This is a genomic window from Idiomarina sp. (genome assembly GCF_048260185.1).
In the GTDB taxonomy this organism is placed as follows: domain Bacteria; phylum Pseudomonadota; class Gammaproteobacteria; order Enterobacterales; family Alteromonadaceae; genus Idiomarina.
In genome coordinates, this window is sequence record NZ_JBLXHB010000001.1 from 1,137,276 (window position 1) to 1,163,033 (window position 25,758).

Annotated in this window: 27 protein-coding genes, 1 tRNA gene, 1 pseudogene and 1 riboswitch; of the genes and pseudogenes, 7 read left to right on the forward strand and 22 right to left on the reverse strand. The window is 46.6% G+C overall.

Going from position 1 to position 25,758, the window contains the following annotated elements; genetic code table 11:
* Window positions 1–9 precede the first annotated feature (9 nt).
* Together ribF and murJ are read right to left on the reverse strand one after the other, a co-directional pair.
* Entirely contained in the window at window positions 10–948 is a 939-nt protein-coding gene (ribF, locus tag ACN0RF_RS05575) for a bifunctional riboflavin kinase/FAD synthetase (RefSeq protein ID WP_417438300.1), read from the reverse strand.
* Window positions 949–1,009: 61 nt separating this feature from the next.
* Window positions 1,010–2,572 carry a murein biosynthesis integral membrane protein MurJ gene (murJ, locus tag ACN0RF_RS05580; protein ID WP_417438301.1) on the reverse strand — a complete coding sequence of 521 codons (1,563 nt, stop codon included), beginning with the start codon at window positions 2,570–2,572 and terminating at the stop codon, window positions 1,010–1,012.
* Between the two features lie 193 nt (window positions 2,573–2,765).
* On the opposite strand from murJ, the gene rpsT reads away from it, so the two are divergent.
* Entirely contained in the window at window positions 2,766–3,026 is a 261-nt protein-coding gene (rpsT, locus tag ACN0RF_RS05585; RefSeq protein ID WP_011234382.1) for a 30S ribosomal protein S20, read from the forward strand.
* A 104-nt stretch (window positions 3,027–3,130) separates the two neighbouring features.
* On the opposite strand, the gene ACN0RF_RS05590 is transcribed toward rpsT, so the two are convergent.
* From ACN0RF_RS05590 to ACN0RF_RS05680, 19 genes and pseudogenes are all read right to left on the reverse strand, one after another.
* Entirely contained in the window at window positions 3,131–3,424 is a 294-nt protein-coding gene (locus ACN0RF_RS05590; protein WP_417438302.1) for a hypothetical protein, read from the reverse strand.
* 2 nt (window positions 3,425–3,426) lie between these two features.
* A complete protein-coding gene (gene fliS, locus ACN0RF_RS05595; RefSeq protein ID WP_417438303.1) occupies window positions 3,427–3,849 on the reverse strand; it encodes a flagellar export chaperone FliS in 423 nt (140 codons plus the stop codon).
* A gap of 16 nt (window positions 3,850–3,865) precedes the next feature.
* Window positions 3,866–5,257 carry a flagellar filament capping protein FliD gene (gene fliD / locus ACN0RF_RS05600; protein ID WP_417438304.1) on the reverse strand — a complete coding sequence of 464 codons (1,392 nt, stop codon included), beginning with the start codon at window positions 5,255–5,257 and terminating at the stop codon, window positions 3,866–3,868.
* Between the two features lie 12 nt (window positions 5,258–5,269).
* Complete coding sequence (locus ACN0RF_RS05605) at window positions 5,270–5,680, reverse strand: flagellar protein FlaG (RefSeq protein ID WP_417438305.1); 411 nt, start codon at window positions 5,678–5,680, stop codon at window positions 5,270–5,272.
* Between the two features lie 215 nt (window positions 5,681–5,895).
* The gene (locus ACN0RF_RS05610) at window positions 5,896–6,654 is read right to left on the reverse strand and encodes a flagellin (protein WP_417438328.1); all 759 of its coding nucleotides are present in this window, start codon (window positions 6,652–6,654) and stop codon (window positions 5,896–5,898) included.
* A 249-nt stretch (window positions 6,655–6,903) separates the two neighbouring features.
* Window positions 6,904–7,353 (reverse strand): annotated as a pseudogene (locus tag ACN0RF_RS05615) (flagellin); the annotation flags it as partial.
* A gap of 257 nt (window positions 7,354–7,610) precedes the next feature.
* The gene (flgL, locus tag ACN0RF_RS05620; RefSeq protein WP_417438306.1) at window positions 7,611–8,825 is read right to left on the reverse strand and encodes a flagellar hook-associated protein FlgL; all 1,215 of its coding nucleotides are present in this window, start codon (window positions 8,823–8,825) and stop codon (window positions 7,611–7,613) included.
* A gap of 5 nt (window positions 8,826–8,830) precedes the next feature.
* Entirely contained in the window at window positions 8,831–10,846 is a 2,016-nt protein-coding gene (gene flgK, locus ACN0RF_RS05625; RefSeq protein ID WP_417438307.1) for a flagellar hook-associated protein FlgK, read from the reverse strand.
* 90 nt (window positions 10,847–10,936) lie between these two features.
* Window positions 10,937–11,905, reverse strand: a complete 969-nt coding sequence (flgJ, locus tag ACN0RF_RS05630; RefSeq protein WP_417438308.1) for a flagellar assembly peptidoglycan hydrolase FlgJ — start codon at window positions 11,903–11,905, stop codon at window positions 10,937–10,939.
* A gap of 14 nt (window positions 11,906–11,919) precedes the next feature.
* Window positions 11,920–13,020 carry a flagellar basal body P-ring protein FlgI gene (locus ACN0RF_RS05635; RefSeq protein WP_417438309.1) on the reverse strand — a complete coding sequence of 367 codons (1,101 nt, stop codon included), beginning with the start codon at window positions 13,018–13,020 and terminating at the stop codon, window positions 11,920–11,922.
* 10 nt (window positions 13,021–13,030) lie between these two features.
* Window positions 13,031–13,705 carry a flagellar basal body L-ring protein FlgH gene (gene flgH / locus ACN0RF_RS05640; protein WP_034819631.1) on the reverse strand — a complete coding sequence of 225 codons (675 nt, stop codon included), beginning with the start codon at window positions 13,703–13,705 and terminating at the stop codon, window positions 13,031–13,033.
* Between the two features lie 34 nt (window positions 13,706–13,739).
* Window positions 13,740–14,528 carry a flagellar basal-body rod protein FlgG gene (gene flgG / locus ACN0RF_RS05645; protein WP_034819627.1) on the reverse strand — a complete coding sequence of 263 codons (789 nt, stop codon included), beginning with the start codon at window positions 14,526–14,528 and terminating at the stop codon, window positions 13,740–13,742.
* A gap of 21 nt (window positions 14,529–14,549) precedes the next feature.
* Window positions 14,550–15,293, reverse strand: coding sequence for a flagellar basal body rod protein FlgF (locus tag ACN0RF_RS05650; protein WP_417438310.1), 744 nt, complete (start codon window positions 15,291–15,293; stop codon window positions 14,550–14,552).
* A gap of 119 nt (window positions 15,294–15,412) precedes the next feature.
* Window positions 15,413–16,768: a flagellar hook protein FlgE gene (gene flgE, locus ACN0RF_RS05655; protein ID WP_417438311.1), complete on the reverse strand. Its 1,356-nt coding sequence runs from the start codon at window positions 16,766–16,768 to the stop codon at window positions 15,413–15,415.
* Between the two features lie 15 nt (window positions 16,769–16,783).
* Window positions 16,784–17,467, reverse strand: coding sequence for a flagellar hook assembly protein FlgD (gene flgD / locus ACN0RF_RS05660; RefSeq protein ID WP_417438312.1), 684 nt, complete (start codon window positions 17,465–17,467; stop codon window positions 16,784–16,786).
* Window positions 17,468–17,481: 14 nt separating this feature from the next.
* A complete protein-coding gene (gene flgC / locus ACN0RF_RS05665) occupies window positions 17,482–17,934 on the reverse strand; it encodes a flagellar basal body rod protein FlgC (RefSeq protein WP_034819615.1) in 453 nt (150 codons plus the stop codon).
* A gap of 6 nt (window positions 17,935–17,940) precedes the next feature.
* Window positions 17,941–18,345 (reverse strand): flagellar basal body rod protein FlgB, encoded by a 405-nt coding sequence (flgB, locus tag ACN0RF_RS05670; RefSeq protein WP_110012774.1) that lies wholly within the window; start codon window positions 18,343–18,345, stop codon window positions 17,941–17,943.
* 100 nt (window positions 18,346–18,445) lie between these two features.
* Window positions 18,446–19,282: a CheR family methyltransferase gene (locus ACN0RF_RS05675; protein WP_286823488.1), complete on the reverse strand. Its 837-nt coding sequence runs from the start codon at window positions 19,280–19,282 to the stop codon at window positions 18,446–18,448.
* Window positions 19,283–19,437: 155 nt separating this feature from the next.
* Window positions 19,438–20,373: a chemotaxis protein CheV gene (locus ACN0RF_RS05680; RefSeq protein ID WP_034819609.1), complete on the reverse strand. Its 936-nt coding sequence runs from the start codon at window positions 20,371–20,373 to the stop codon at window positions 19,438–19,440.
* A gap of 162 nt (window positions 20,374–20,535) precedes the next feature.
* On the opposite strand from ACN0RF_RS05680, the gene flgA reads away from it, so the two are divergent.
* The 6 genes from flgA to ACN0RF_RS05710 all read left to right on the forward strand — a co-directional run bounded on the left by flgA (window position 20,536) and on the right by ACN0RF_RS05710 (window position 24,014).
* On the forward strand, window positions 20,536–21,258 hold the full coding sequence (gene flgA / locus ACN0RF_RS05685) for a flagellar basal body P-ring formation chaperone FlgA (RefSeq protein WP_417438313.1): 723 nt from the start codon (window positions 20,536–20,538) through the stop codon (window positions 21,256–21,258).
* Window positions 21,259–21,374: 116 nt separating this feature from the next.
* Window positions 21,375–21,698: a flagellar biosynthesis anti-sigma factor FlgM gene (flgM, locus tag ACN0RF_RS05690; RefSeq protein ID WP_011234402.1), complete on the forward strand. Its 324-nt coding sequence runs from the start codon at window positions 21,375–21,377 to the stop codon at window positions 21,696–21,698.
* The gene (gene flgN / locus ACN0RF_RS05695; RefSeq protein WP_417438314.1) at window positions 21,698–22,099 is read left to right on the forward strand and encodes a flagellar export chaperone FlgN; all 402 of its coding nucleotides are present in this window, start codon (window positions 21,698–21,700) and stop codon (window positions 22,097–22,099) included. Before flgM ends, flgN begins: the two co-directional genes overlap by 1 nt.
* 57 nt (window positions 22,100–22,156) lie before the next feature.
* Window positions 22,157–22,636, forward strand: a complete 480-nt coding sequence (locus ACN0RF_RS05700) for an LPP20 family lipoprotein (RefSeq protein ID WP_417438315.1) — start codon at window positions 22,157–22,159, stop codon at window positions 22,634–22,636.
* A 97-nt stretch (window positions 22,637–22,733) separates the two neighbouring features.
* Window positions 22,734–23,897: a flagellar assembly protein FlgT gene (locus ACN0RF_RS05705; RefSeq protein ID WP_417438316.1), complete on the forward strand. Its 1,164-nt coding sequence runs from the start codon at window positions 22,734–22,736 to the stop codon at window positions 23,895–23,897.
* Window positions 23,898–23,937: 40 nt separating this feature from the next.
* Window positions 23,938–24,014: transfer RNA gene (locus tag ACN0RF_RS05710), tRNA-Arg, on the forward strand.
* Between the two features lie 10 nt (window positions 24,015–24,024).
* Here the strand turns inward: ACN0RF_RS05710 and ACN0RF_RS05715 are convergent.
* The gene (locus tag ACN0RF_RS05715; RefSeq protein ID WP_417438317.1) at window positions 24,025–25,371 is read right to left on the reverse strand and encodes a hypothetical protein; all 1,347 of its coding nucleotides are present in this window, start codon (window positions 25,369–25,371) and stop codon (window positions 24,025–24,027) included.
* 36 nt (window positions 25,372–25,407) lie between these two features.
* A riboswitch (cyclic di-GMP riboswitch) is annotated at window positions 25,408–25,503 on the reverse strand.
* Between the last annotated feature and the right edge of the window lie 255 nt (window positions 25,504–25,758).

Genomic DNA, 25,758 nt, shown 5'->3' on the forward strand with positions numbered 1-25,758 from the left:
TCCGCATAGTTACTGACTCCGGCACGCTAATGCATCGCGTGCGCGGGCGGCATCTTTTTCAATTTGTTCTTGTAAATGCTGCAACGACGCAAAACGTTGCTCGTTACGCAATTTGGCCACTGGTGTGACCGTCATCTGCTGACCGTACAGATTGCCTGAAAACTCAAACAAATGCACCTCCAGCTGTACTTCGTCGCCATTTAATGTTGGCCGGGTTCCCAGGTTGGCAACGCCGGAATGTATTTCTTCGTCTTTACCAAACTGAGCTGTTACTGCAAACACCCCATGTAACGGGCTTTTTAAACGTTTTAACGGCACATTTGCGGTAGGAAAACCAATAGTTCGGCCATTTTTGCGTCCGTGTACGACCTTTCCACATATTTGATAAGGCCGCCCGAGCATTTGTTCCGCCTGTTCAAAGTCGCCATCATCTAGTGCCTGACGAATAGCGGTACTGCTAACGCGTTGTTGTTGCTGACGGTAACTGCGGGTATCGACCACCTCAAACCCTAGTTCTTTACCGGCTTTTTGCAGCAACTCGAAGTCACCTTCTCGTTTATAGCCAAAACGAAAGTCATCGCCCACGACCAAAAACTTAACGCCTAACTTACCCACCAGAGTCTGTTCAATGAACTCACGCGCTGGCTGGCTGGCAAACTTCTTATTAAATTCAATAACAATATGCCGGTCGACATTTTGTGCCTGTAAGGCGAGATATTTTTCACGCCAGTTAGTTAACCGTGCAGGCGCTTTTTCAGGCTGGAAAAGCTCTTGCGGTTGAGGCTCAAAGGTCATAACCGCGGAAGGCACACCCAACTGCTGAGCTTTTTCCCGAACCTGACTCAGCACCGCCTGATGCCCCAGATGAACACCATCGAAATTACCTATGGTCAATACGCAACCACAATGTTCAGCTCTGAGATTATGAGTACCGCGAATCAGTTCCATGCCCGCACAATCTTAATGTTTTCCGGAAAAGACGCGATTATAACTGATACCGAGGCGATAATCAGTACTCGCGGGCACGGAAATGTCTCGGTCTCATGCCAGTGATAACCAACACACCAATATAAATGGCGGCGCCGAATCCTATCACCTGAGCCAAAAGCCAGGGGCGCTCAACCAACGAGCTGGTACGCCAGGCACTAATGTCCGGGCTCAACCACAGTACACCGGCTATCATCGCCGTTGCAGCAAACAGCACTTGTAGTATAAAACGCCCTGTGCCGGGTTGTTTTTTTAGCACGCCTTCACGCCATAACGTAACGCCCAACAACCCGGCGTTAATAGCCGCAGACGCCGCCGTGGCCAGTGCCAGGCCGACGTAGCTGAATGGAATAGCCAAGGCAATGTTAAACACCATGTTCGCCGCCATAGCAATAATGCCGTATTTCACCGGGCGCTTAGTGTCCTGGCGTGAGTAAAAGCCCGTTGCCAGAACTTTTACCATCATAAAACTTAGCAACCCGGTGGAATAGGCCATAAGACTGTAAGACGCCATACGCGCATCGTCCGGGCTGAAGGCGCCGTGCATGAACAACACCATAAGCATGGGCTCCGCTAATACAAAAAGCCCCGCCATGGCCGGTACACCCAGTAATAGCACCATGCGAATACCCCAATCCAGCGTAGCACTGAAGTTCTCAGTCGATTTATCCACATGACGTGATGAAAGCGCAGGCAAAATAACCGTTGCAATGGCAATGCCAAATAGCCCAAGTGGGAATTCCAGCAATCGGTCGGAGTAGTAAAGCCAGCTAATGGAGCCGGTCATTAAAAAGCTGGCAATAAGGGTATCCAGAAGTAAGTTGATTTGGCTAACCGATACCCCAAAAATAGCCGGCAGCATCAGTTTGCGAATTTTGGTAACGCCCGGATCTTTCCAGCCCCACTGTGGTTTAACCAATAGTCCCGCTTTTTTCAGAAAGGGCAACTGAAATAACAGCTGGATAAAACCACCGAAAAATACACCCCAGGCCAGTGCATATTCCGGTTCTTCAAGCTGGGGAGCCAACCAGATAGCCGCCGCAATAATAGCTACATTCAAAAATACCGGTGTAAAAGCGGCTACCGCAAACTTGCCCAGCGTATTGAGTATGGCTCCGGCCATAGCGGCGAAACTGATAAACCATAAATAAGGAAAGGTAATGCGGAGCAAGTCGCTGGCGAGTACAAACTTTTGTCCCTGCGGACCGTCATTCCACCAGTCTAAAAACCACCCCATACCAAAAAGCGCCGCCACAACCGGGGAAGCTACCACACCGAAAATGGTGACCACAGTCACAATAGTACCTAAGGTGCCCGAAACCCGGGCAATAAGTAATTGCTGATCGGGCAGTTCTTTGCCCTGCTTGTACTCAGTGAGCACCGGCACAAACGCCTGAGCAAATGCGCCCTCGGCAAATAACCGACGTAAAAAATTGGGGATCTTATTCGCAAAAAAGAACACATCTGCCGCAGCGCCGGCTCCCATCAGGTTGGCAATAACCACATCGCGCACTAAACCCAATACGCGCGAGATCAGGGTCATCGCACTGACGATAAAACCTGAGCGGAGTAAAGCTTTTGACACGAGAGATCCTTTCGGCTGACAGCTAAGTTTCTGTTTTTGATTGTAACTGAGACCAATGACGGATGCTATTTTATCAAGACCTCAGTTAAAGCACCGAGTTTTTCCCTTTTCACTGTTGACTTTTACAGCAGAAAAGGCATAATCTGCGGCCTTTATAAGAGAAGCGTTCTGTTAATGAATTTAGGAGTTCACCTTGGCTAACATTAAGTCTGCTAAAAAGCGTGCGATCCAGGCCGAGAAAAATCGCCGCCACAATGCAAGCCGTCGTTCAATGATGCGTACTTACCTTAAACGTGTAAACGCAGCTATTGAGACAAAAGACAAAGAAGCAGCAAACACTGCAATGAAAGACGTAGCTCCAATGCTGGATCGCTACGCGACTAAAGGTCTTATCAGCAAAAACAAAGCGGCACGCCATAAGAGCCGTTTAAATGCTAAGATCAAAGCACTGTAAGAAGAATTACTGACCTGGGCCTAGGCGCAGGAACGAAAAAACCGGCTCATATGCCGGTTTTTTTATATCTGTCGTAACAGCCTGTTTTGCTAGTTACTTTAATTTTACTCAGTGTAGGCCTTAACGCCTTTTTTACTTTTTGTAATTTTACTCATCGCAGACCGGGCTTTTTCCTGCTCGGCTTCCAGTATTGGCTGAATTTCAGTCAAGTAATTATCTGCTTCAGCAACCACAGTTACCCACTGTTGAGACTCTTGCCAATTATCAGGAAGATTATTGAGGCTTGTAATCAGTTCGGCCAACGTAGTGTTAGCAGATTCAAATTCTGAATCCGCTATCTGTTGCTTAAGCTGGTCGTTTAACTTTGTTAACTTCTCAGGTTGCATTTTATCTTTCAAACTTAAGCGCCTGAAGCTTGTTGCATTTGGTTCATAGCAACATCACGCTGTTCCATTGGAATTTGGTCCCACGCACTTTTAATGTCCAGCATTAAACGCGCGACCTCATTAATAATGTCAACATCCAGCTCAATAGATGCATCAGCAATACGGGTGCTCATATACATGTAAAGTTCACGTAAGTTACCGGCGGCGTCAGAACCTGCAGTGTCATCCAGGCTATAGCGCAAAGAGTCAACAATGGCCTGAGCTTTACTTAGATAGTGGCTTTTCTTTTCTAAGTCTTTTCGCTGAATAGCACCTTTGGCGTAATTCAGGTTTTCCAGCACGCCAGCCATCAACATCTGTACCAGTTGATAAGGGTCAGCTCCCGCAACGCGAGTCTGAAGAGAACCTTTAGTGTAGCCTTTTAACTTGGCATTCATACGATATTACCTCTAATTAATCATTGTCTCTAGTAAAGCCAGGGAGGTTAGCAAGCTGAGCACTGACCGAGTTTCCACGACTTTGCAGCTGACCAACCAAGGAGTCCAAAGCCTGATATTTTGAGCGCAGGGTTTCTTCCATAGACTCCATACGAAGCTTAAGATCTTCACGGCTTTCCTTTACACGATCCAGACTTTCGTTAATCGTGTCTTTGCGCAGCTCTAACGAACCACCACCGCTAACGTAATCCTCTAAAAAACTGTCCATACGGGAAGCCAAACCATTTTCACCACCGAATACAGACTCTAATGCTGCAGGATTGTCTTTCAACACTTCACTAAAACTGGTGACAGGGTTTTCCGACTCAAGCTTACCGTCTTCACCTAGGCCAAAGCCCAAGTCAAACAAAGTTTGTCCGCCCTCACCAAATGTTGACGTCAACACATTATTTAACTGACCTTTTAAATTACGAACTGTTGCATCGCCCTGAAGCATACTATTCTCGCCACCAATTTCATTTAAAGAGGAGACGGCACCGTTATAAGCTTTTACAAAAGCATCAATTGACTTCTTAACACCGTCTTCATCACGTGCAATCGATAGTTTGGCTGTTTCAGCATCTTCGCTTTCTTTAACCGCAGTAATGGTTGAGCCTTGAATAACGTCTTCAAACGTATTGGTATCGTTTCTGGCTTGAATACCATCAATCTCAATAATAGCATCCGTCGCTTTGTCCGCATCAGCAATAGACATACCACCTGCACCGCCACCATTAGCCTGCGTAGAAATCGCATCAAACTCTGCATTATCATTGGTAACAGTTAAATCATTGCCATCACCGCTTACATTTGAGCGAAAAACGAGCTTAGCTTCGGTTCCGGTATTAATAATATCAGCAGTTACACCAAAATTATCCTGAGAAGAATTCACAGCTTTACGAATATCTTCCAGACTTGAGCCTGCTTCGATATTGAGAGTGAAGCTTTCGTCACCCGCCCCAAAAGTCAAAGAACCGGCATTAGTGTTTACTTCATCTTCTGAATTAACAAAAGCACCGTCGGCAGAAACCGCACGGCTTCCTTTAGCTAATTGAGTCACTGAAATATCGAAGTTACCCACTCCAGCATCTTCTGTACTTTCAACCGTTATCACATCGCCTGACTCAGGTTGTTTTACTGACGCTTTCATTGCACTGAATAAATCGCCACTCGACAGTTTCTCTGCGGCTTCCTGAAGCTTCGATAGTACCGATTTCATTTCACCAACCGCAGACAACTCTACTTGCAACCGCCCTTCTTGCTGGTCAAGCCGATTCGTTTTTGGAACGCGTTCTGCTTCCAGTGTCGCACTAAGGATGCCCTCCAGATCCAAACCTGAACGAGCACCTAATGATGAAACTAATGGCATATCGTCACCTCTTTAAATTTCGTTATCGAACAACAATCCTGCCCGACTTTCTTGGTTATCGGCCATTTCTTCTATAGCTTTAGCTAACTTGACTGCAAGCTCAGAAGGTATTTGCCGAATTTTTTCACCGCTTTCAGTGTCCATAACCTTAACAACAGGAGGATCACCTTTTTCATCAAAAACAAATTGCAGAGTGGTATTACGAATAGTCGGGGACTTATTTATCTGCTCGACCATTTCCCCAACACTGAGTTCTTCTGGTTGCTGGTTTGACTGAGCTTTCTCTACACGTTCAGCTACCTTGTCCTGTACCTCACTAACGGCATCGAGCACATCCTGATTTTCAGGCTTCTGTGTCTGTACCGCTCCTTTCCCTGTTGAGAGGAGGCTGAAATCGCGGGTATCCATTGATATATCCGCCATAATAATCACCTGTTCCCTATCAAAAACATTAATTAAGTTTTTAACGGACTAAAAAAACATCTGTCCTTGTATGTTATCGGTATAGAGTACTATAAACTTTAGCTTTTATTTGAAGTTTTTTTAACCAGCTCATTTTAGCGCAAAAGTTTTATTTTAGGCATAAAAAAACGGAGCCGAAGCTCCGTTTTTATAATGAGATGTTTGTAAGGTAATTATTAACCTAACAGTGACAACGCTGCCTGTGGACGCTGATTAGCCTGCGCCAGAATAGTCTGTGATGCCTGCTGCAGAATCTGAGACTGAGTCAGTTTTGCAGTTTCAGCAGCAAAGTCTGCATCTTTGATTCGAGACTTCGCACCTTCCAGGTTTTCAGCAATGTTAGACTGGTTACGAATCGTTGACTGGAAACGGTTCTGAACCGCACCTAAGTCAGCACGTTGCGCATCGATCTGAGCAATCGCTGCATCAATTGTACCCAAAGCGTCTTGCGAACCATCGTAAGTACTGATATCAATTTGGCCAACTTGACTTAGAGTTGAAGCGCTAGCACCAAATATTTCAGTTTCATCAGCTGTTCCATCGTTAGTGATAGAAAATGCGTCACGTGATTCAAGCTGTACTTCAGCATCAACAATAACGCTTCCAGTGCCTGCATCATCAACAACTACACCTGCACCTGTCGCTCCAGCTAATGTAACTGTGTTACCGGCTACGCCACCCGTAATCTGAACACCGTTAACATCTTGTGCATTAATGGTTAGCTCACCATTATCAACCGTTGCGTCAATACCTGCCTTACCTAAGTCTTCTGACAACTTAGTCAATGAGCCGTTGTATTTAGCCAGGTCAAAGCTATCATCACCAATGCTTAACGTACCAACGTCGGTGCTCTGGAAGTTAGTAATTTTAGCTTCAACTTCTGTAGAAGCCGTAACACCTGTACCAGCAGCATTAACTTTACTAACAATATCCATTGCTTTATCAGTAGCCGTTACGCCGATAACAGCATTACCATCAGGCCCACCTAAAGTGATATCACCAGCAGTCAAACCTACAGTGAAATCAGCTCGATCTGTCGCTGTTTGTGTTCCCAGAGTACCACCAGCACCAGTAACTTTATTGTTACCAATAGCGTTTGAGCCTACGTCGCGAAGGCTAACAGAGATAGTTTCGTTTGCGTTAGCACCTACTTGGTATTTTTCAGTACCGAAGCTACCGTCAAGCAAGTTTTTACCACCAAAGCTGGTAGTTTCTGCAATACGAGTAAGCTCTTGTTGCAGGTTACCAATTTCTTTTTGCAGCGCGCCACGGTCAACATCTGAGTTAGAGCCGTTTGCTGACTGAATAGACAGTGTACGCATACGTTGCAAGATAGTTGTTGATTCGTCCAGTGCACCTTCAGCAGTCTGCGCCATAGAGATAGCGTCGTTTGCGTTACGGTTACCCTGGTTCAAGCCGTTAACCTGAGAGCTTAAACGGTTTGAAATTTGCAAGCCTGCAGCATCATCTGCAGCGCTGTTGATACGGAAGCCTGACGACAAACGTTGAAATGCTTGGTCAAGCGAGTTACCTGAGCCCATCAGCTGACGCTGTGCGTTCAATGAGCTGACGTTAGTGTTTACATATAATGGCATAATAATGCTCCTCAGTTTCTGGCCTAAGCTTGGATTCATTCGTTGTTGCCAAGCTGGAGGAAGTGTTCGGCTTCGTGTTTCGCCTGGTTAAAGTTTCCTCTCACAAAGGGTATCGGCCGGGGTTTGGGGAGCTTTAGGATTTTTTTGAAAAATTTTAAATTTTTTTATGTGGGGTAGATATTTGTTGCGTAGCCTGACGTTTACGTCAGGATGGATATATGACCTGACATAAATGTCAGGCTACATACACCGGGTTTAATCTCACCTGACATGAATGTCAGGCTACGCAACATTGGTCAGATATAATCAAACAGGCTCAAGCGACTGACACGAGTAAATATCTGCTGAGCGGCTGAATAAATGGTTTCGTTTTTTACTAAATCGGTCATCGCTTCAGAGTAATCTACGTCAGAAATATCCGATCGCGCTTTTTTATTCACAATTTCAATATCAGCGTTACTGAGTTTTGCGTTATCCATAACATTCAAACGGGCACCCACCGATGCCTGAGTATCAGTCAGGTCACCTATAACGGTATTAAAGTCGTCCAAAGCAAAGGCAATTTCGCTTTCATGAAAACCTTTACTTTCTGGTCCTGATGCTTCCAGAGCATCGGCAAGATCACCAATTTGCGTCAGTAAATTACGGGAGACAGGCTCGCCTATGCTGTAGCTAAAAGAATCCCCAGCTACTGGCATGTTATCTTTATCCAGCTCCAGGCTCATACCGTTATATTCGACTTTACCATCAGTCACAGTACCGGCAACAACAGGGTTTACACCATCATCAATTTCATAAGTATCAGGCCCGGTAAAGTTAACGGTAAAGTCTGTCGGGTCACCAGCGCCAATACGCGTTTCGGTATCGGCAATTAAAGCATCACGGTCTGTTACTTCCACTTTTTCAATAAAGTCATTACCACCAGTCAATTCAAAATCAACTCGCTTAGATACATTTGAGAACGCCTTGTTACCCGGGTCATTGGCCGGCAAATAGAGCGTTGGTGACAGTTGAATAGTACGTTGCCCCTGATCACCGACATACTGATACGACTGAGTCGCATCATCAAATTCCATCGGCTGGGTCCGATTCTGGTAACCGGCGAAGATGTACTCACCCGACTCATCCTGAGCATTAGTCAAATCAAAAATAGAACTTTCTATATTCCGTAACTCGGAAGCAATCGCTTTTCGGTTTGTCTGATCATAACTGGCATTGCCCGACTGCACAGCCAGGGTACGCGCTTTCTGAATTGCTTCGGTAATACTGTTTAAGACACTTTCCTCGCGGCGCAAGTTGTTTTCTAAGGTTACCGAGTTACGATCAAACTGCTCGTTCTGGCCAATTTTTTCATTCAGTGCCAACACTTGCGAGTTACCAATCGGGTCGTCGGCAGGGCTTAATATCTTAGTTTGCTTAGTCAGCATCAGCTGAATTTTATCCAACTGACTTTGAGAGGTTTGTAAGCTGTCCAGCCCACGCTGGAAAAATAAGTTTGTACTTAAACGCATAGTTATTACCTCAAGGACGTCAGCAACGTATCAAAAATGGTTTGCGACGTTGTAATGATTCTGGCAGACGCAGTATAAGCTTGCTGATACTGAATAAGATTGGCAGCTTCTTCTTCCAAATTCACTCCCGATTGCGATTCATAAAGCGCCTCAGTTTGTGACTTTATCGCTTCGGCTGAGTCCCGCAATACACGGTTTTGACTCACCCGACTCCCCACGTCGGACACCAGACGCCCATAACTTTCGTTAAAAGTCATAGTAGGTTCTGCTTCTTCCCCACCGGAACGACGAACTAACTGTTGACGCTGCAAGTCGGCCATGGACTGCCCGTTACTATTATCATCAAAGCCGTTGGTGTTATATTCAATAGTGTACTCGTCGCCAACAGCCGGCTCGCCGTTAATATCGACCTCATAGTCCGGGTCAGCTAAACCTGCCTGCTCCAAAATACCATTAAGATCGGTAGTTCCGGTAATAGTACCTATGCTGTTACCGTCTTTATCAAAAACTTCCAGGTCATAAGCATTACCTGTCTGGCCAGTGACTTCTATGCGAGCAGGAGCACTGCCAAGCAAGGTGTTATTTGCCGTATCATAGTAGTCGTCCGGCGTATTAATTGAATTAATTTCGATAGCCGCTGCGCCTTGATTATCCAGCCCGTCTTTTACCCGAATAGGATTGGCCAGAGCAATATCTTCTGGTCTTCTTATCGCTAAACTGATTTCAGAGGCCGCACCTTCAGCTGGCTTTGCCAGAAACTGGTCACCAGCGTTCGCAGCCCCGGAAAGGTCTAAAGAAATACCCAACTCAACAATATCTACTGAGCCGGGTGATGCCTGAGTAACAGTGATGGTATCAGCACCGCTGACCACTGTACCGTCGCTGTTCACCGGAACTATCTCATATTCGTCCGGGTTACCTGTTTTAGTAATACGTAGGTTTTCAGATGGAAACGACTTACTGTTTCCCTCTAATACACTAACAATAACTTCACCAGTACCAGTATTCTCAGAATAGGGCACTGCTTGCGACTCGGTTTTTGCTAAATCGAAAATTTTACTGCCTAACTGATTATCCAGATCCATGCCTTTCTGGTTCTGGGTATTTAGTGAGTCCGCAATACGCACGGCCAGCTGCCCCAAACGTTTTTGCGTGGGCATTAACACTTCATCGCGATATTCCAGATAACCACCGACAGAACCACCGACTTCATCGGTTGGCACATAAAACTCACTGACGCTTCCGCCGCTGTGCTCTTTTTTAAGAACCATCTCTAAGCGCTCAGTATCCGGATTGCTTTTCACTGCAACCGCATTAAAACGGCCATTTTCCAGAACTAATGGCTGACCATTTTTCAGGTTAACCGCGATAGCACCGTTCTTTTGTTCTACGGTACTAAACTCCACTAGCTCGGCAAGCTCCCGCAGCTGCTCGTCACGCTTATTCAATAAGGCGTTAATATCACCGTTACTACTATTTTTACCGGCCGATGACTGAATTTTTGAGTTCAGTTCGGCTAAATTTTCTGATATTGAATTAATACGGTCAGTCGACAGCTTAAGCCTGTCGTTAATAATGCTTTTTTGGTCATCAAGGTAACTGGAAAAGTCGTTAAACTTCGTTACCATAGCGTCGGCTTCGGCAAGAACTAACTGCCGGGCAGTAACTGACCCGGGGTCATTATTGGCGTCCTGCAAGGTATTAAAAAAGCTCTCTACAGAGGAAGCCACGTTAGTGGTGCTGTCACCAAGTAAAGTGTCTAATTGCTCAGCCTGCTGGAGGTTCGCTTCATAATAGTTGACCTTTGAAATATCGGTACGCAACTGGCGGTTGGCAAACTGATCAATCATCCGCTGCACGCGCACACGCTCCAGCCCACCGTATGAAGACTCGAAGTATTCGGTGCGCTCGCGAACGTAACTGTCCGTGTTCGTATTATTAATGTTCTTACCGGTGGTTTGCAGGCTTTGCTGATGCGCTAATATGCCGTTCTTACCGATATTTAATAAGTCAAAACTCATCAATGACTCTCCAGTTACTCTGTGACCGTTATCGGCACCTAGCGAATATTATTTAGTTTGAACGGCAATTTTTTGCCGCCTGCGGCACCACTAAATTTCTTTATCAACAAAAGCCGGATTGTTTAATACCGACTGAATCTTCTGTGCATACTGAGGATCTGTCGCGTAACCCGCATTTTGCAAAGCTTCCACGTACTGCGCCGGATCATCAGCTACTTGTACAGCCTGCTGGTAACGCGGATGCTCTTTAATAAAGTCGACGTAGTCTTGCAAGCTCTGTTCCACATTGGCATAAGAGCGAAACGCTGCGCGCTCTTTACGGGCAACTTCGCCGTCAAACTCCAGCGTACTCACATGAGACTTATCGCCATCCCAACGCGTATCGGCTTTTATATTGAATAAATTATTGCTGGAGCCACCGTGTCGTCCGGGCACTAAACGTTTACCCCAGCCGGTTTCCAACGCAGCCTGCGCCATTAAAACGTCAGGGTTCAAGCCGGCCTCTTTCGCAATTCGTTCAGCATGAGGTTTTAATGCAGCAATAAAACTCTGCGGTGAGTCAAAAGTAGCGTTCCCGTCACTTAGCTTCGCGGTATTAACTCGCTGATTCCCATAATATAAACCTGCGTCAATACCTCCTTGATCACTCAGTTGAGTGCTCATGTCGGCACGGTTCTTCATGCGCGGGTCATCAAGGTTCGCGCCGCTACGGTTCATAGACGACGGAACGTAGCTATCGTCACCACCCAGCTGTTTTACCATCAGCTCAGCCAGGCCCAGACTTCCCTGATTAGACAACTCTGAGGTTAATTGCTGATCGTACATATCGCGGTACATATTGGTATAGCGGTTATCCAGCATATTGTCTTCCTCAAACACCGCATTGGCTTTGCGCATACTACCCATGACCATGTTCAGGAATATAGCTTCAAACTGCTGCGCGGCTTCCATCAGCGCTTCTTTGTCATCGGGTTTAAACGCACGCTTCCGCAGCCCGTCCAGGCTGTGGGTATCCATAGCGTGTTGCGCTTGTTTTAGATGAGAGTCTGAAACCGTCATATTATTAACTGCCGTTAAATAACAATGAGTTCACCGGATAACGCACCGGCCTGTTTCAATGCTTCCAGCACAGCGATCATGTCACCCGGGGCTGCACCAATTTGATTCACCGCTCGCACTAAGTCATTCAAAGTAGTTCCGGGCTGGAACACAAACATCCGCGCATCTTCCTGATTTACGTCAATAATGCTCTGAGGAGTAATCGCTGTTTCGCCATCGGCGAATGGATTCGGCTGATCGACATTGACATTTTCCGCGATAGTCACCTGCATATTACCGTGCGCTACGGCTGCTGGTCTCAGTTCAACATTCTGACCAACCACAATAGTTCCGGTGCGCGAATTCACAATAATTTTTGCGGCTGCAGAAGCCTGCTGCACTTCCAGGTTCTCCAGTGTGGACATATAGCTTACCCGCTGACTTAAATCCCGGGGCGCCCTTACCCGTACTGAAGTTGCATCTACCGCCTGAGCAGCACCGTCACCAACTAAATTATTGATGGTCTCAGCCATGCGCTTAGCAGTTGTAAAGTCGGACTGGTGCAAATTAAAGGTGAAGTAGTCAGACGAACCGAAACCGGAAAGTACCTCACGCTCAACCACACCGCCGCCGGGAATACGGCCTACCGTCGGCGTATTAATAACAATACGAGAGCCGTCGTTACCCTCAGCCCCCAGACCACCTACAATTAAACTGCCCTGTGCAACCGCGTAAACTTCACCATTAGCCCCTTTCAAAAAGGTTTGCAGCAAAGTACCGCCGGTCAGGCTGTCGGCACTACCGACGGAAGACACCGTCACATCAATTTTTTGTCCGGGTTTTGCAAAGGCAGGTAAATCGGCGTGTACGGCAACCGCCGCAACGTTATCAATTTTAGGGCGCTCATTCGCCGGAATATTAATGCCGAAGTTACCCAACATGGTACGAAAAGTCTGGTCAGTAAAAGGCGTTTGCTCACCGGTTCCGGGTAAGCCTACTACCAGGCCGTATCCAATCAATTGGTTATCGCGAATACCCTGCACCGAGGCAATGTCTTTTATCCGTGAAGCCTGAACAGGAGCAGCCAGCATAGAAATTAAACTTACCGCCAGCGCAAAAATTTTAAGCGTTCTCATGCCTTACTCCTCAGAATGGCCATATTGGGCTGTTAAAGAAGCGGGTTAACCAACCCTGCTCCTGCACCTGCGCCAGGCTGCCGGTACCCGAGTACTCAATGCGTGCATTGGCGACACGAGTTGACGGGATTTGGTTAGCGGCAGTGATATCCTGCGGGCGGATCATACCGGTTAAACGAATGTATTCATCACCGGTATTAATGCGCATCCACTTTTCACCGCGAACAATCAAGTTGCCGTTCGGCAGCACTTTTATAACCGTTACAGTAATTTCACCGTTTAACTGATTACTTTGATCAGAGCTGCCATCGCCATTGAACTCACGGGTTCCGTTTATACCGGCAGACAATGGGTTGCCGCCTACGGTAATATCACGTCCAAACGCCGTCGGCGCCGCTAATTCTGCAGTACTTTCTTTTGACGTTTCCGTCGTAGCCGTTTTACTGGCTGTGGTCTGCTCCTGCAACGTCACGGTAATAATGTCGCCCAGTCTGCGGGCTTTAATATCCGAATACAGATTATCCGCGTAAGCATCCTGAAATAAAGAGCCCGTTGGTACCACCGGCTGAGCACGCTCTTCCGGCAATACGGGTGCGTAATATGGGTCATCCGGCATAGGTTTATGCGGTGTTTGTACACAACCGGCTAAAACCACTGCTGCTAAAGAAAAAAGTAGAAAACGCATAAACTCACCCGTTATTATTTAATGACGACAACAATTAAAGCTGCTGATTAATGTAACTCAGCATCTGATCCACCGATGAAATCACTTTCGAGTTCATCTCGTAACCACGCTGACTTTCAATTAAATTCACTAACTCTTCAGTTACATTCACATTTGAGGTTTCCAGTGCGCCCTGAATGGTATTACCCATTCCGTCAACGCCTGGAACCGCTTCTAAAGGTGCACCACTTACTGCGGTTTCTTTGTAAAGGTTCTGACCCATAGGCTGCAGGCCGGCCGGGTTAATAAAATTAACCAGATTAAGCTGCCCAACCACTACGTTATCGGGGTTACCGGGTTGCGTGACAGTAACCTCACCTTCTTGTGAAATACTGACCGACATCGCGTCTTCCGGTATCTGAATAGCCGGCTCAATGGTGTAACCGTTACCCGACGTCACCATTTCACCCTCCTCATTCAGTGAAAACTGACCGTTACGGGTATAGGAAATATTGCCATCCGGCATTAACACCTGGAAAAAGCCTTTACCGTCAATCATCACGTCAAGCGAGTTGTCGGTTGTCTGCACGTTGCCCTGAGTATGAGACTTCTGCGTTGCCACAACTTTGGTACCGGCACCCAGCATTAAACCGTTAGGTAGCTCGGTGTCCTGCGCAGACTGCCCGCCCGGCTGGTTAATGTTCTGGTACAACAAGTCCTCGAATACCGCCCGGCTCTTTTTAAAGCCGACGGTACTGGAGTTAGCCAGGTTGTTAGAAATAACTGAAATATCGCGCTGCTGCGCGTCCAATCCGGTTTTACTTATCCATAATGCTGGGTTCATGGTCTTTCTCCTGGGCTACGCTTAGCTGATTCTCATCAGCGACTCAGAACGCTGGGCGTTCTCATCGGCCGTTTTCATTAATTTGACGTTCATTTCGTACTGACGCTGCAGAGCAATCATGTGCGTCATTTCTTCGACACTGTTCACATTACTGCCTTCCAGAGCGCCAATTTGCAGTTTTACGTTGGCATCGGCAATGGCCTGTTGGTCGTCTTTTAACTTAAACAAGCCGTCATTACCCTTTTCAATATTGCCGTTCGGCGGGTTTACTAATTTAATCCGGCCTACAACTTCCATGGCATCGACGGGAGCGCCCATGGGGCGTATTGACACATTGCCGTTTGCTCCAATAACTAAATCGTCTATCGGCATTGGCACAAATATAGGGCCATTGTCGCCCAGAAGTGTTTTTCCATTGGAGTTTTTCAACAGACCATCAGTACCCACTTCCAGGCTACCATTGCGGGTATAACGTTCATTGCCGTTGCCATCATCGACGGCAATCCAGCCCTGGTCTTTAATGGCAACATCCATATTCCGGCCGGTTGTCTGTATTGCTCCACTGGCAAAATTTTGCCCGGGGCTTTCCGTCATAGAAAATACCCGTGTTGGCAAACCTTCACCAAAGGCCTGCATAGCCCGCGCCTGTTGCAAGTCGCCTTTAAACGCCGTGGTATTGGCGTTAGCAAGGTTGTTGGCACGAACAGCGACAGCGTTCATATTTTCTTTCGCGCCGCTCATCGCTACCCATAGCATCTTGTCCATAGCTGACCTCCAGCCAAAATTTTGTCACCTGCGGTTTATTATTAAGACAATGCAGATTTCGTGCCAAAAACAAAAAAGACGCCCGAAGGCGCCTTTTGTTAATCAGTAACCAGCAGTTATTATCGAATCTGAAGAATAGTCTGATTAATGGTGTTATTAACTTCAAGTGAACGCGAGTTCGCCTGGAAGTTACGCTGAGCAGTAATCAGGTCAACCAGCTCTTTGGTCAGGTTAACGTTTGAGTTTTCCAGTGCTGACGCTTCAATACCACCGAATGTTCCGGTATTGGCTTCACCGGCTAAAGGTTCACCGGAGTCAATACTTTCACGCCATTTTGTACCACCAATTTGGGTCAAGCCTTGCTCATTAGCAAAACGGACAATCGCAACCTGTCCTAAGTATTGGACATCACCATTAGAGTAGGTTGCGGCAATTAAGCCCGATTTATCAATATCCACGTTGGTCAGACGACCTACCGTGCTACCATCTTGATCCAGGTTGGTTACTTCAAAATCAGAAGCAAACTGTGTGGGACTTGTTGTTCCGCTCAAATCCTGGAAGTTGAACTGAACCGTTTGGGCGTCTGCACCATTATCCAGGTAGGGGTCGCCATCAGCGTTATTACCAGATAAGTCAATAGAACCCGGATCAAATGTTATTTGTCCTGCTGGCACGTCCGGCTCACCACTTCCTAAAAAGTTTATTTCCAAACCTGAATAGCCGTTAACAGAGTTCCTTGCCGCTGGTGTCGATGTCGCGGTACCGGTCGGACTTAAATCAATTTCGTCGCCGTCAAAGGTCGCATAAACATCCCATTGGTTGTTGCCGCGCTTTACATAATAAGTTGACAAAGTATGAGATTCACCTAGTGAATCATAGATAGTCGCAGAGGTTGAGCTGTGATAAGTACTTGGTGTTTCCGGATCAAAGGGATTAGCCGTTCCATCAATTGGAGAACGACGAGCATCTACGTTAAAAGCAGTAAAGATGTTATCTGTGCTTTGTGGTGCACCAGCAACGTCCGGAATACGGATAGGCTGAGTCGTTGCCAATGCAGTAGAGGAATTTGTACCGCTATTGCGATCAACCTGATAGCCCTGCAAGTAATTACCCTGATTATCGACAATAAATTTATCTTCGTTAAGTTTAAAGGCGCCTGAACGAGTGTAAGTCATGTCACGAGAACCTAGTCCATCAGTAGTCGCAAAAAAGCCGTTTCCACTAATAGCCATATCCAGCGAGTTCTCAGTAAAGTCCAGAGTCCCCTGACTAAACTGCTGAGCAACCGAAGATGTCAAAACACCGTCACCCACCTTAGTGTTACCCGCATTAAAAATGCTGGTAGCATAAACGTCGGCAAATTCTGCCCGCGACTGTTTAAAGCCGGTCGTTTTTACGTTCGATATATTATTTGCGGTCACATCTAAGTCTTTTTGTGATGCGTTGATACCGCTGAGTGCAATATTAAATGACATAAGTCACCTCACCTGTTAGCTAATTTCAGTCACATCAGAAAGCTTGATGCCACCTAATCCTTTAAGATTTAAAACCACACCGCGGTCACCGCCGGTGCTGACACTTTGCACACGAGCGTGCATCTGTATGGGAAGTTCTTCGGTTTTGCCGCCTACTTGAGCATTCACCGAGAAGGAGTAATTTCCGGCCGGAGCTTCGTCTCCGTTCGACATCGTTCCGTCCCACTCAAACTCTTTAGTTCCCGCAGGCATGTCGTCAAGCTCCAGGGTTTTCACCGTTGCACCCGTCGAGTCTTTAATATTAATTTTCACATTCTGTGCCGCCTGCGGCGTGGCTATCATGCCAGTAATACCAGCACCAGTTTCCAGGTTAGCCTGGTCAGTCGGCACCAAAACCTTACGGCCAACCATAGTCGAAGCCTGCAACGCCTGGTTTGACGTCATATCACTGGCAAATTGGTCGAACCGCTCAGAAAGCCCGGTAATTCCCTCTGCCATAGTGAAACTGGTCATCTGAGCAATCATCTGGTCATTTTCGACCGGCTTAGACGGATCCTGCATATTCAACTGCTCGGTTAGCAGCTTAAAGAAGTCTTCCTGCTCAAGCTTGCTCCGTTCATCCGGATCAGCATATCTGGCATCGTCTTCTTTCTTCCACTTCATGTTGTCGATATAGGAATTAGTGCTTACGCCTTCCATTTGTTATCTCCTGCTTACCCTTGACCCAGACGTAATAAACGTTGCGTCATTGTTTTGGCAGTGTCCGCTACCTGCACGTTTGTCTGGTAGGAACGCGAAGCCGAAATCATGTTCGCCATTTCTTCCATGGTGTTGACGTTTGGACGGTAGATATAACCGCTTTCGTCAGCCATAGGATGGTTTGGCGCATATTCAATTTGCAGCGGATCCTGACTTTCCACAATACCCAGTACTTTTACACCGGCTTCCTGACCCGCCTGAGTCTGATTCGTCAGACTATTACCGCGATAGTCACCTTTAGCATCGGCTAAAGCTGTCGCAAAAACCGGGTTTCTGGCCCGATAGGTCTCATCAATACTGCTGCTAATTGAGTTAGCGTTTGCCAAGTTACTGGCTGTTGTATTCAGTCGTACTGACTGAGCACTCATGGCCGAACCCGACACATTAAAAATGTTAAAAAGACTCATGACTTATTATCTCCCTTGTCCGCCCAGGGCTTTCTTCACACCGCTGATGCGGCCGTCAAGAAAGTTCATGGTCATTTCATACTCCAACGCATTTTGTGCATACAAGTTTTGTTCCAACTGCACATCAACGGTGTTGCCATCGCCGGTATCCGGTTGCGTGGGTACGCGGAACTTTTCAGTTCCCTGAGGTTTAATTTCAACGCTGAAATGCTTTTCGTGAGTACGCGCCATTTTGTGGTTTTCCATACCGCGTTGCGCTTGTTGCAACGCCTGCTGAAAGTCCAGACCTTTAGCTTTGTAGCCGGGGGTGTCGGCATTGGCAATATTGTTGGCAATAAGCTCCGCGCGCTGAGTGCGTACACCCAACGTGTGTTGCTGTATTCCCATAAGCTTGTCCATGGAAAGTGCCATATTTTTGTCTCCACAGTGTTCGATAGTGAAGACAATGCAGGAAGTGTGCCAATTTAAGGAGGGATTATTACTTTTTCAGGCGGACATTTCCTGCAGGAAACTATTTTCTTCGGTAAATTATGCCTGGCTGGCAGCGGATCATCTCAAAATCCTCAGTAAGTCCTGAAATTGATTCGGATGCACCAAGGAAAAGATAACCGCCAGGGTTCAGTGATTGCCGGAATTGGGCAATAATTTTCCGCTTTACTTCAGGAGCAAAGTAAATAAGAACATTGCGGCAAAAAATAACATCGAATTTGCCCAACAAAGAATAGCTGTCCAGCAAGTTTAAGTGACGGAAATGAATAAACTGCTTCAGCTCGTCTTTTACTCTCATGGAGCCGGCTTTAGTTTCGGCGTCCGTAAAAAACTTCTTTCTACGCTCAGCCGACAAACCACGCGCAAGAGCCAGGCTATCGTATTCACCAATAGCACATTGCTCGAGCACTTTATTAGAAATGTCGGTCGCCGTAACTTTTATACCGGCTCTTAACCCACCCGGGTTCTTCGCCTTATACTCTAAGTACGTCATGGCAATAGAATAAGGTTCCTGCCCCGAGGAACAGGCTGCAGACCAAATTTTTAAAGGCCCGGTGTGATTTTTATATTCCGGAAGAATACGGTCGTTCAGAATTTCAAACGGGTAAGTGTCACGAAACCACAAGGTTTCGTTAGTTGTCATGGCATCAATAACCGCTGCTCGTAAAGCCCGCTCACTTAGCTTCATTGAGCGCTTTACAAGCTCCGCGAGCGAATCGACATTAAACCGGCCCATTAAAGGGCTCAGCCTACTCTTCACCAGATACAGTTTACTCTCACCCAATACGATACCGCATTGATGTTCAAGGAACTGACGAAATTCCTGATATTCCGATAAACTTAATTCGCGATCTATCACGTTATATAAACAACTTCCGTTTCAGTTTCATTCGTTTCGTAGCCTGACGTTTACGTCAGGTTCAATATTCTTACCCGGCACCTAAGTTTGCTCCGAGACCGCAGCCTGACGTTCAACGGCAGGTCGAATATCGCACCTGATGCAATAGCATCAGGCTACGCAATAACTTCTGTGTTCAGCCATTTTTGTACGGCGGTCGCCAGCTCATCCGGATGAAATTTTGCAATAAAATCATCGGCACCGACTTTCTTCACCATAGCCTGATTAAACACACCACTCAATGATGTATGTAAAATAACATGAATATCGCGTAAATTTGGATCAGCCTTCAATTCAGCGGTAAGCGTGTAACCGTCCATCACCGGCATTTCTACATCGGAAACCAGAACGGGCACATGAGGATGAACTAAGCCCCCCACTTCCTTAGCTTTATCTTTTAAGTAATCTAAAGCTTCTTTACCGTTCTTTTTAACTTCGAGCGTAATACCCAAAGACTGCAATGCACGTTTTATCTGGTTACGGGCAACCGAAGAGTCATCCGTAATCAAAATGGTTAAATCTTCTTTTGCAACATTGATAGGTGCATTCGCAACTTCTTCGCTGACATCCATATTAGCCGGCATAATATCAGCTAAAATGCGTTCCACATCAATAATTTCAATTAATTCATCTTCCACTTTGGTTACCGCGGTAAGATACGCATCTCTTCCGGTACCTTTGGGCGGCGGCATCACATCTTCCCAGTTGATGTTAATGATGCGATCAACCCCTTCAACCAAAAAGCCCTGAATGGTTCGGTTGTACTCAGCAATAATGACGAAACGATTCTGAATATCGGTTAGCGCCCGACCACCGGTCGCCATACTCAAGTCAATAATAGATATAGCCTGACCACGGATATGCGCAACGCCACGAACCAGAGGGTTACGATTAGGCATTGCGGTAAGTTTAGGGCATGGCAATACTTCGCGTACTTTAAATACGTTAATGCCGAAGCGCTGCCTACCGTTTAGGTGAAACATTAATAGTTCCAGCCGGTTCTGACCGACCATTTGTGTGCGTTGATTCACTGAATCGAGAATGCTAGCCATTGTTCACTCCTGTTATGTGGCAGGCTACTTCTACTTCGGCACGGTATTTGCTTGTATCTACATTAACCATACTGAAACCATCGAACTGCCGATCTTTTGACGTTATACCGTTTTTTTCGGCACTCGACCAGATAACCTTAACGGATAACATCAGGAATTTTTATGATAATACGTAAATCACTGCTGATCAGTTCGATTTTTTTTATAACTTGTAGCTTTAATTCCGTTAACGCAGAAACCAGAGGCTCGGAAGAAAGCCTGCGCTTTAATTACAAAGCGTTACAGGAACTGGCTCATAATTATGTAGAACAGCGGGTGTCGGCACCGGATAATGGTCGTGTGGAAGTGGTTGCCAATAATCTCGACCCGCGCATGGCTCCCAAAATTTGCTCGCAGCCACCAAAAGTAGGCCTGGCAACTAACGCCAACCTCGACAGCTACACCACCATTGAAATTGAGTGTGTCGGAAAAATTAACTGGCGTACCTATGTGCCCGTGCGTATTTATCGCTACAAAAATGTTGTTACCGCGGCCTCACCTATGGCGCCGGGCCAAATGATAAGCGAAAGTGATTTAGTCTTTTCCGAAGTCGACCTTAACCGGGTTCGCTCAAATGTGTTTACCGATATGACAGCTTTGGTTGGAGCGCGTATTAAAAAACGCGTAGCCGCGGGTCAGGCAATAAGCGCCAGCGAGACATGTCTTGTATGTGAGGGGCAAAGCGTTACAATAGTTGCGCAAGATAAAACTTTGCGCATTACTGCTGCCGGAAGAGCCCTGGCTGATGGTCTCAAAGGTGAATCGGTTGTTGTTGAGAACGCACGTTCGAACAAATCAATACAAGCGGTTGTCACAGGACTAAATGAAGTGACTGTTAATTTATAAAATGCTTAACCAGAACCTGACGTGAACGTCAGGCTACGTGCTAAAATTTTTATTAAAGTATTTTTAAGTGTGGTCGATAAGTAACCGAGACATATTATCTAGCGAGGCTAAAAACCATGTCAATTAACATTAACAATGCCGGGCTGAAAAATGCCAACATTGATAGCAAATCCAGCAATCGTCAAGTACAGAGCGATGCTCCGGCGAAGCCTGCTGCGGTTTCGCAAAAAGGTGGTGAGGCCGTTTCGTTAACCAGCGAAGCGCAACAACTGAGTGGCTTACAGGAAAAAGCAATGAACAGCAGCGGCATTGACCAGGCCAAAGTTGATAAAATTAAAGCCGATATTGAAAGCGGCTCGTACAAAATTAACGTTGAACAACTGGCTAACAAACTGGCTCAGTTTGAGTCTGACCTGTTCAGTAACGGCAGCAACGAATAATGACCGTGTTGGCGCCTGTTAACGAGATATTACAGGATATGGCAGACTCGCTGGAAAACCTTGCGTTGCTACAACAACGTGAGCTTAATGCCATTGTCGAGCGCCAACACGCCGATGTTAATGCTATTGCCGACGCCAAAGAAAAGACGCTTATCCATATTAGCGAACTCGACCAGCAGTTGGCTCAACACCCGGACAACGAACAGTTAAAAGACGACCCGGACTTAGCTGAAGCGGTTGCTGCCATTAAGGCCACCCTTTCTGACGTTCAACATCAAAGTCAGGTTAATGAACGCGTGGTGCAGTCAACGCTAAACAGTATTGAGCAGTTAAAACAGTCCATTTTACAGTCCGCACGAAAAGACACCCTTACCTACAATAGTAAAGGTAAAATCCGCTAAAGATTTTGCCAGTCCAGCCGTTATAACCATAAGTACTTTGTTCAATCAGAGGTCGTTATGGCTAAGCATTTACTCTCTTTCGCTCTACTTGCATCTGCGCTGTTATTAAGTGGCTGTAGTGCTTACAACAAAATTGTGTACGATCAAAAGCACGTTGAATGGGAAACCCAAACCCCAAGTGAATTTCCAGTGCTGAATGCGGTTGGCTACGCCCCTATTGAGACTCAGCAAGGCGAAAATGCACAGCTAAAAGACTTAAACGCCATGCGCGCCTCTAAGTTAGCCGCTTACCGCGAGCTTGCTGAACAAGTCTATGGCCAGCGCATTGCCGGTAGTAGCTCAGTGGAAGACTGGGCTTTAAACCGCGACAGCTTTCAGGCCTCTGTAGACGGAGTTATTCGTGGCGCAGAAGTGGTTAAGACCTATACCGTGGGCGACTACTATGCAACGGAGTTACGCCTTGATTTTGAAAAGGTTCACCGCCTGTATCAAAGCACCAACCGTCAGCAGAAAGTGAAACGCGTTGTCTATTATTAAGCTCCACTTTTATTGAGTTAAACATGGCAGGGTTTTTGCAGTTAATTCCGATAGTAAAGTAACGACTAAAAACTGACACTTGGGATGCATTAACACCATGAACTGGAAAACCCTGCTACTTATCACCTCTGTTTTCTTTATTGCTATGCCAAGCGAGGCGCGTTGGGTGGAAGCTCAGGGCACTGCCCGCATTATTAATGGTGATACCAATGCCGCACGCGAAAAAGCCATAGAAAACGCCCTTCAGCAGGCATTATTAACCTCGGGTGGTAACATCTCCAGTATTCAGCAAGTGGTAGACGGCGTTTTACAAAACACCGAAACCCAGTGGAATAGCCAAGGGAACGTTGACCAGGTGACCATAGTTCGCGAAGAAGTACGTGACGACCGCGTTATTGTTCTGCTTCGCGCGGACATATGGAACCGCGAAGGCGACTGCACCCGCAGCAGCTACAAAAATTCCGTGACCGTTGTACCATTTGAGCTGCGCGACCGCGCCCATGGTACCTGGGGACAAATTTGGGAAATAGGCAAAGTTGCGGCCGAGCGTTTAGCCCGTGAATTAGGCGGTGTTGGCAGCCAGTTGCAGATTGCCCACACCCTGCACCGTCACGCCGGTTTAGACCGAGCTCTCAGCGGCCTGAATCTGGAAGAATTAGGTCGTATGTCCCGCAGCATTGGTTTAGCCAACGACAGTCAGTTTGTTATTTTCGGCATGTTCGACGACCTGGCCATGATGGACACAAAATCTAGCTGGTTTTGGTCCAGCGACCCCGACCGCCATTATGCATTAACACTTTACCTTCTCGATGCCACCACCGGACAGCTAGTAACCCGGGCACGAGTTGAAAACACCCAACCCTGGACCTTTGACCGCACCACCGACGTCGATGTTGCCACCGCACAATTCTGGAATGAACCTTTTGGTGCAGCACTGGATAGCGGCCTGCGCGACTTAGCTTCCGGCGTAAAAGAACAGGTAGTCTGCAAACCCGTACGAGCGAGAATTATTGCCGTTGATGAAAACACTCTTCAATTCAACTTAGGCGAAAAACACGGAGTACAACGGGGTGACAAGCTGAAAATTGTGCAACCCAGCCACTTTACCGACGACCAGGGACGTTATCGCCAGAAATGGCAGGTCAGTGAATTTGAAGTTGAGGTGTCCCAGGTGCAGCAGTCCACCGCCGTCGCTAAGCTGACGAAAGGAAACATGCTGCATAACGTTCAGGTGAACGACTGGGTCGTGCCGGTTAACTGAGGGTGAAACCCGCGACAGCTTCTGGCATAATTCGCGGCACGTCCCCGTAGCTCAGTTGGATAGAGCATTCGCCTCCTAAGTGAAAGGTCGCAGGTTCGACTCCTGCCGGGGACGCCATTTTCAATACTCACAATTCATCGGCAAATTCGTCAGCGTATTCCCGTACTTTATGGCTATAGGCATTCTCGGCTAAATCCGTCAGAAGGGCTTTGTACTTAACATTACCGGAACTTCCCAGAACCCGGCAATTCCAGGCATAGAAGTCAGAGAATCCAACATAACGGTTACGCGGTATCTTAGCTTCCTGACGAAGGATATCGCTAATCTCATCTAACAACCGTTCATTATTCAGATGCTCTCTATAAATAGTTTGTGCGGCATTTCCCCGTAACTGCTTATCGCTGCTGTTTAACATGTTCATCAGCTGATTCGTCTGCCAGTCTAATTCAGGGTACATGGTCGAAACATCGTGAACCACTTTGGCCTGCTTCGTGCGAACAGTCATCGTCTCCAGATAACCTTCGACATAGTTCTTCAACCTTTCCGGAGCATTATCATTCATTACTGCATCCAGAGTAGACCGATAGCGCTCTAAACCGGAATATGCCAGAGCCTTAGAAGCCCATATAACTTCCTCTGTCGTGTCCGAGTTGGTGCTCTCGTAGCCGGCTAAGACTGTAGCATTTATCACATCATACACTGCTGAGCTGTTATTCCATTCACCAACCAGCTGCTTATAGAAATCAATACGTTCATCTCTGCTTCCTTCTGCTAACCGCGTCAGATACTGCTGGATGAGTTCTTCAGGCAAATATTGATCCGATGCCAGCCCTGGAGGCTGAGCTTTGGTGGGGGTCTGCTTCTGGGTATAACGTCGCTTCTGTTCAATCTGCTTATCTGTCATACCGGCAGTCATAGCCGCAAACGCATTGCGGTCGTACTGGTTCAGGTTTTGCAGACGCTCCATCAGGCTATTGGCGATAGCCCCCGTAGCTGCACGTTCTAATTCCGTATTATCACCAATAAGGCCGGTAGAAATGCCTTTCAGCGTCATTCCGCGATTGATGTTTTTACGAATGGCTACGTCACCTAAATAGCTGGCTTCATGCAGCGCAATTATTGGGGAGAGCATCTTTTCAACAGGAAAAGGCGTTGCATCGCCAACAAAACGGCGCGAATAATCAACAAAAATGTCCAGATCGACCACGTTGACATCGCCCTCTTCAGCCAATAAGTCATTCTCTTTCAGCAAGTTAATAAATTTTGTTTTTGTTATTGTTTCAAGCTGTTCACGGCTTAGGTAATCACCTTCAAACTCCGGAACTGACTGAATAACGTCCGCCTCAAAGTGGCGAACTGAGTATTTTATTTCAATATCACTGTGTGGATAGGTCTTTGTTGAAGTTTGAGCGCAGGCATTAAGCAACAACAGGCTAAAACAAGCCAGTAAAATAGGTTTTATATAACGGTTCATATTAGGTTCACAATTGTTCAAGAAATTCGACTAAGTTAATACAGCCACTGCCGTCATCCACTTTTCATAGAAAAGTTATTAGACCAGCGGCTTTGCGTCCTGCCCTTTCGGTGCAGTTTGCCTTTAATTTTCTTAGCCTGTGGGAAATATTGAAGTGTTTACTACAAGCTAGGCGGTCAGAAGATATACAAATCTTTACAAATAGACAAGTTATTTTTAACCTTTCTATAACACAGATGACACCATAGTAAGCATCACTGTAGTGGTCAAGAAAAACTAGCCACCGGTTTATAGTTAATCCAGTATTTTTGCTCTGCCTGATTCGGACTCAAGCCATTATTATGCTGATGCGGCCGAAGCTGGCTGTAATACCCGATCAAATACTTC

Bases quoted from the DNA above. Each gene is read 5' to 3' on its own strand.
- flgN (WP_417438314.1), top strand. From the start codon at position 21,698: ATGACCGTGTTGGCGCCTGTTAACGAGATATTACAGGATATGGCAGAC.
- ACN0RF_RS05715 (WP_417438317.1), bottom strand. From the start codon at position 25,371: ATGAACCGTTATATAAAACCTATTTTACTGGCTTGTTTTAGCCTGTTG.
- ribF (WP_417438300.1), bottom strand. From the start codon at position 948: ATGGAACTGATTCGCGGTACTCATAATCTCAGAGCTGAACATTGTGGT.
- flgD (WP_417438312.1), bottom strand. From the start codon at position 17,467: ATGGAAGGCGTAAGCACTAATTCCTATATCGACAACATGAAGTGGAAG.
- flgL (WP_417438306.1), bottom strand. From the start codon at position 8,825: ATGCGTTTAAGTACAAACTTATTTTTCCAGCGTGGGCTGGACAGCTTA.
- flgE (WP_417438311.1), bottom strand. From the start codon at position 16,768: ATGTCATTTAATATTGCACTCAGCGGTATCAACGCATCACAAAAAGAC.
- flgC (WP_034819615.1), bottom strand. From the start codon at position 17,934: ATGAGTCTTTTTAACATTTTTAATGTGTCGGGTTCGGCCATGAGTGCT.
- flgA (WP_417438313.1), top strand. From the start codon at position 20,536: ATGATAATACGTAAATCACTGCTGATCAGTTCGATTTTTTTTATAACT.
- ACN0RF_RS05635 (WP_417438309.1), bottom strand. From the start codon at position 13,020: ATGAGAACGCTTAAAATTTTTGCGCTGGCGGTAAGTTTAATTTCTATG.
- ACN0RF_RS05700 (WP_417438315.1), top strand. From the start codon at position 22,157: ATGGCTAAGCATTTACTCTCTTTCGCTCTACTTGCATCTGCGCTGTTA.
- ACN0RF_RS05610 (WP_417438328.1), bottom strand. From the start codon at position 6,654: ATGGATATTGTTAGTAAAGTTAATGCTGCTGGTACAGGTGTTACGGCT.
- flgH (WP_034819631.1), bottom strand. From the start codon at position 13,705: ATGCGTTTTCTACTTTTTTCTTTAGCAGCAGTGGTTTTAGCCGGTTGT.
- flgJ (WP_417438308.1), bottom strand. From the start codon at position 11,905: ATGACGGTTTCAGACTCTCATCTAAAACAAGCGCAACACGCTATGGAT.
- flgM (WP_011234402.1), top strand. From the start codon at position 21,375: ATGTCAATTAACATTAACAATGCCGGGCTGAAAAATGCCAACATTGAT.
- fliS (WP_417438303.1), bottom strand. From the start codon at position 3,849: ATGAATGCCAAGTTAAAAGGCTACACTAAAGGTTCTCTTCAGACTCGC.
- flgB (WP_110012774.1), bottom strand. From the start codon at position 18,345: ATGGCACTTTCCATGGACAAGCTTATGGGAATACAGCAACACACGTTG.
- flgG (WP_034819627.1), bottom strand. From the start codon at position 14,528: ATGAACCCAGCATTATGGATAAGTAAAACCGGATTGGACGCGCAGCAG.
- ACN0RF_RS05705 (WP_417438316.1), top strand. From the start codon at position 22,734: ATGAACTGGAAAACCCTGCTACTTATCACCTCTGTTTTCTTTATTGCT.
- ACN0RF_RS05605 (WP_417438305.1), bottom strand. From the start codon at position 5,680: ATGGCGGATATATCAATGGATACCCGCGATTTCAGCCTCCTCTCAACA.
- fliD (WP_417438304.1), bottom strand. From the start codon at position 5,257: ATGCCATTAGTTTCATCATTAGGTGCTCGTTCAGGTTTGGATCTGGAG.
- flgK (WP_417438307.1), bottom strand. From the start codon at position 10,846: ATGAGTTTTGACTTATTAAATATCGGTAAGAACGGCATATTAGCGCAT.
- ACN0RF_RS05680 (WP_034819609.1), bottom strand. From the start codon at position 20,373: ATGGCTAGCATTCTCGATTCAGTGAATCAACGCACACAAATGGTCGGT.
- ACN0RF_RS05650 (WP_417438310.1), bottom strand. From the start codon at position 15,293: ATGGACAAGATGCTATGGGTAGCGATGAGCGGCGCGAAAGAAAATATG.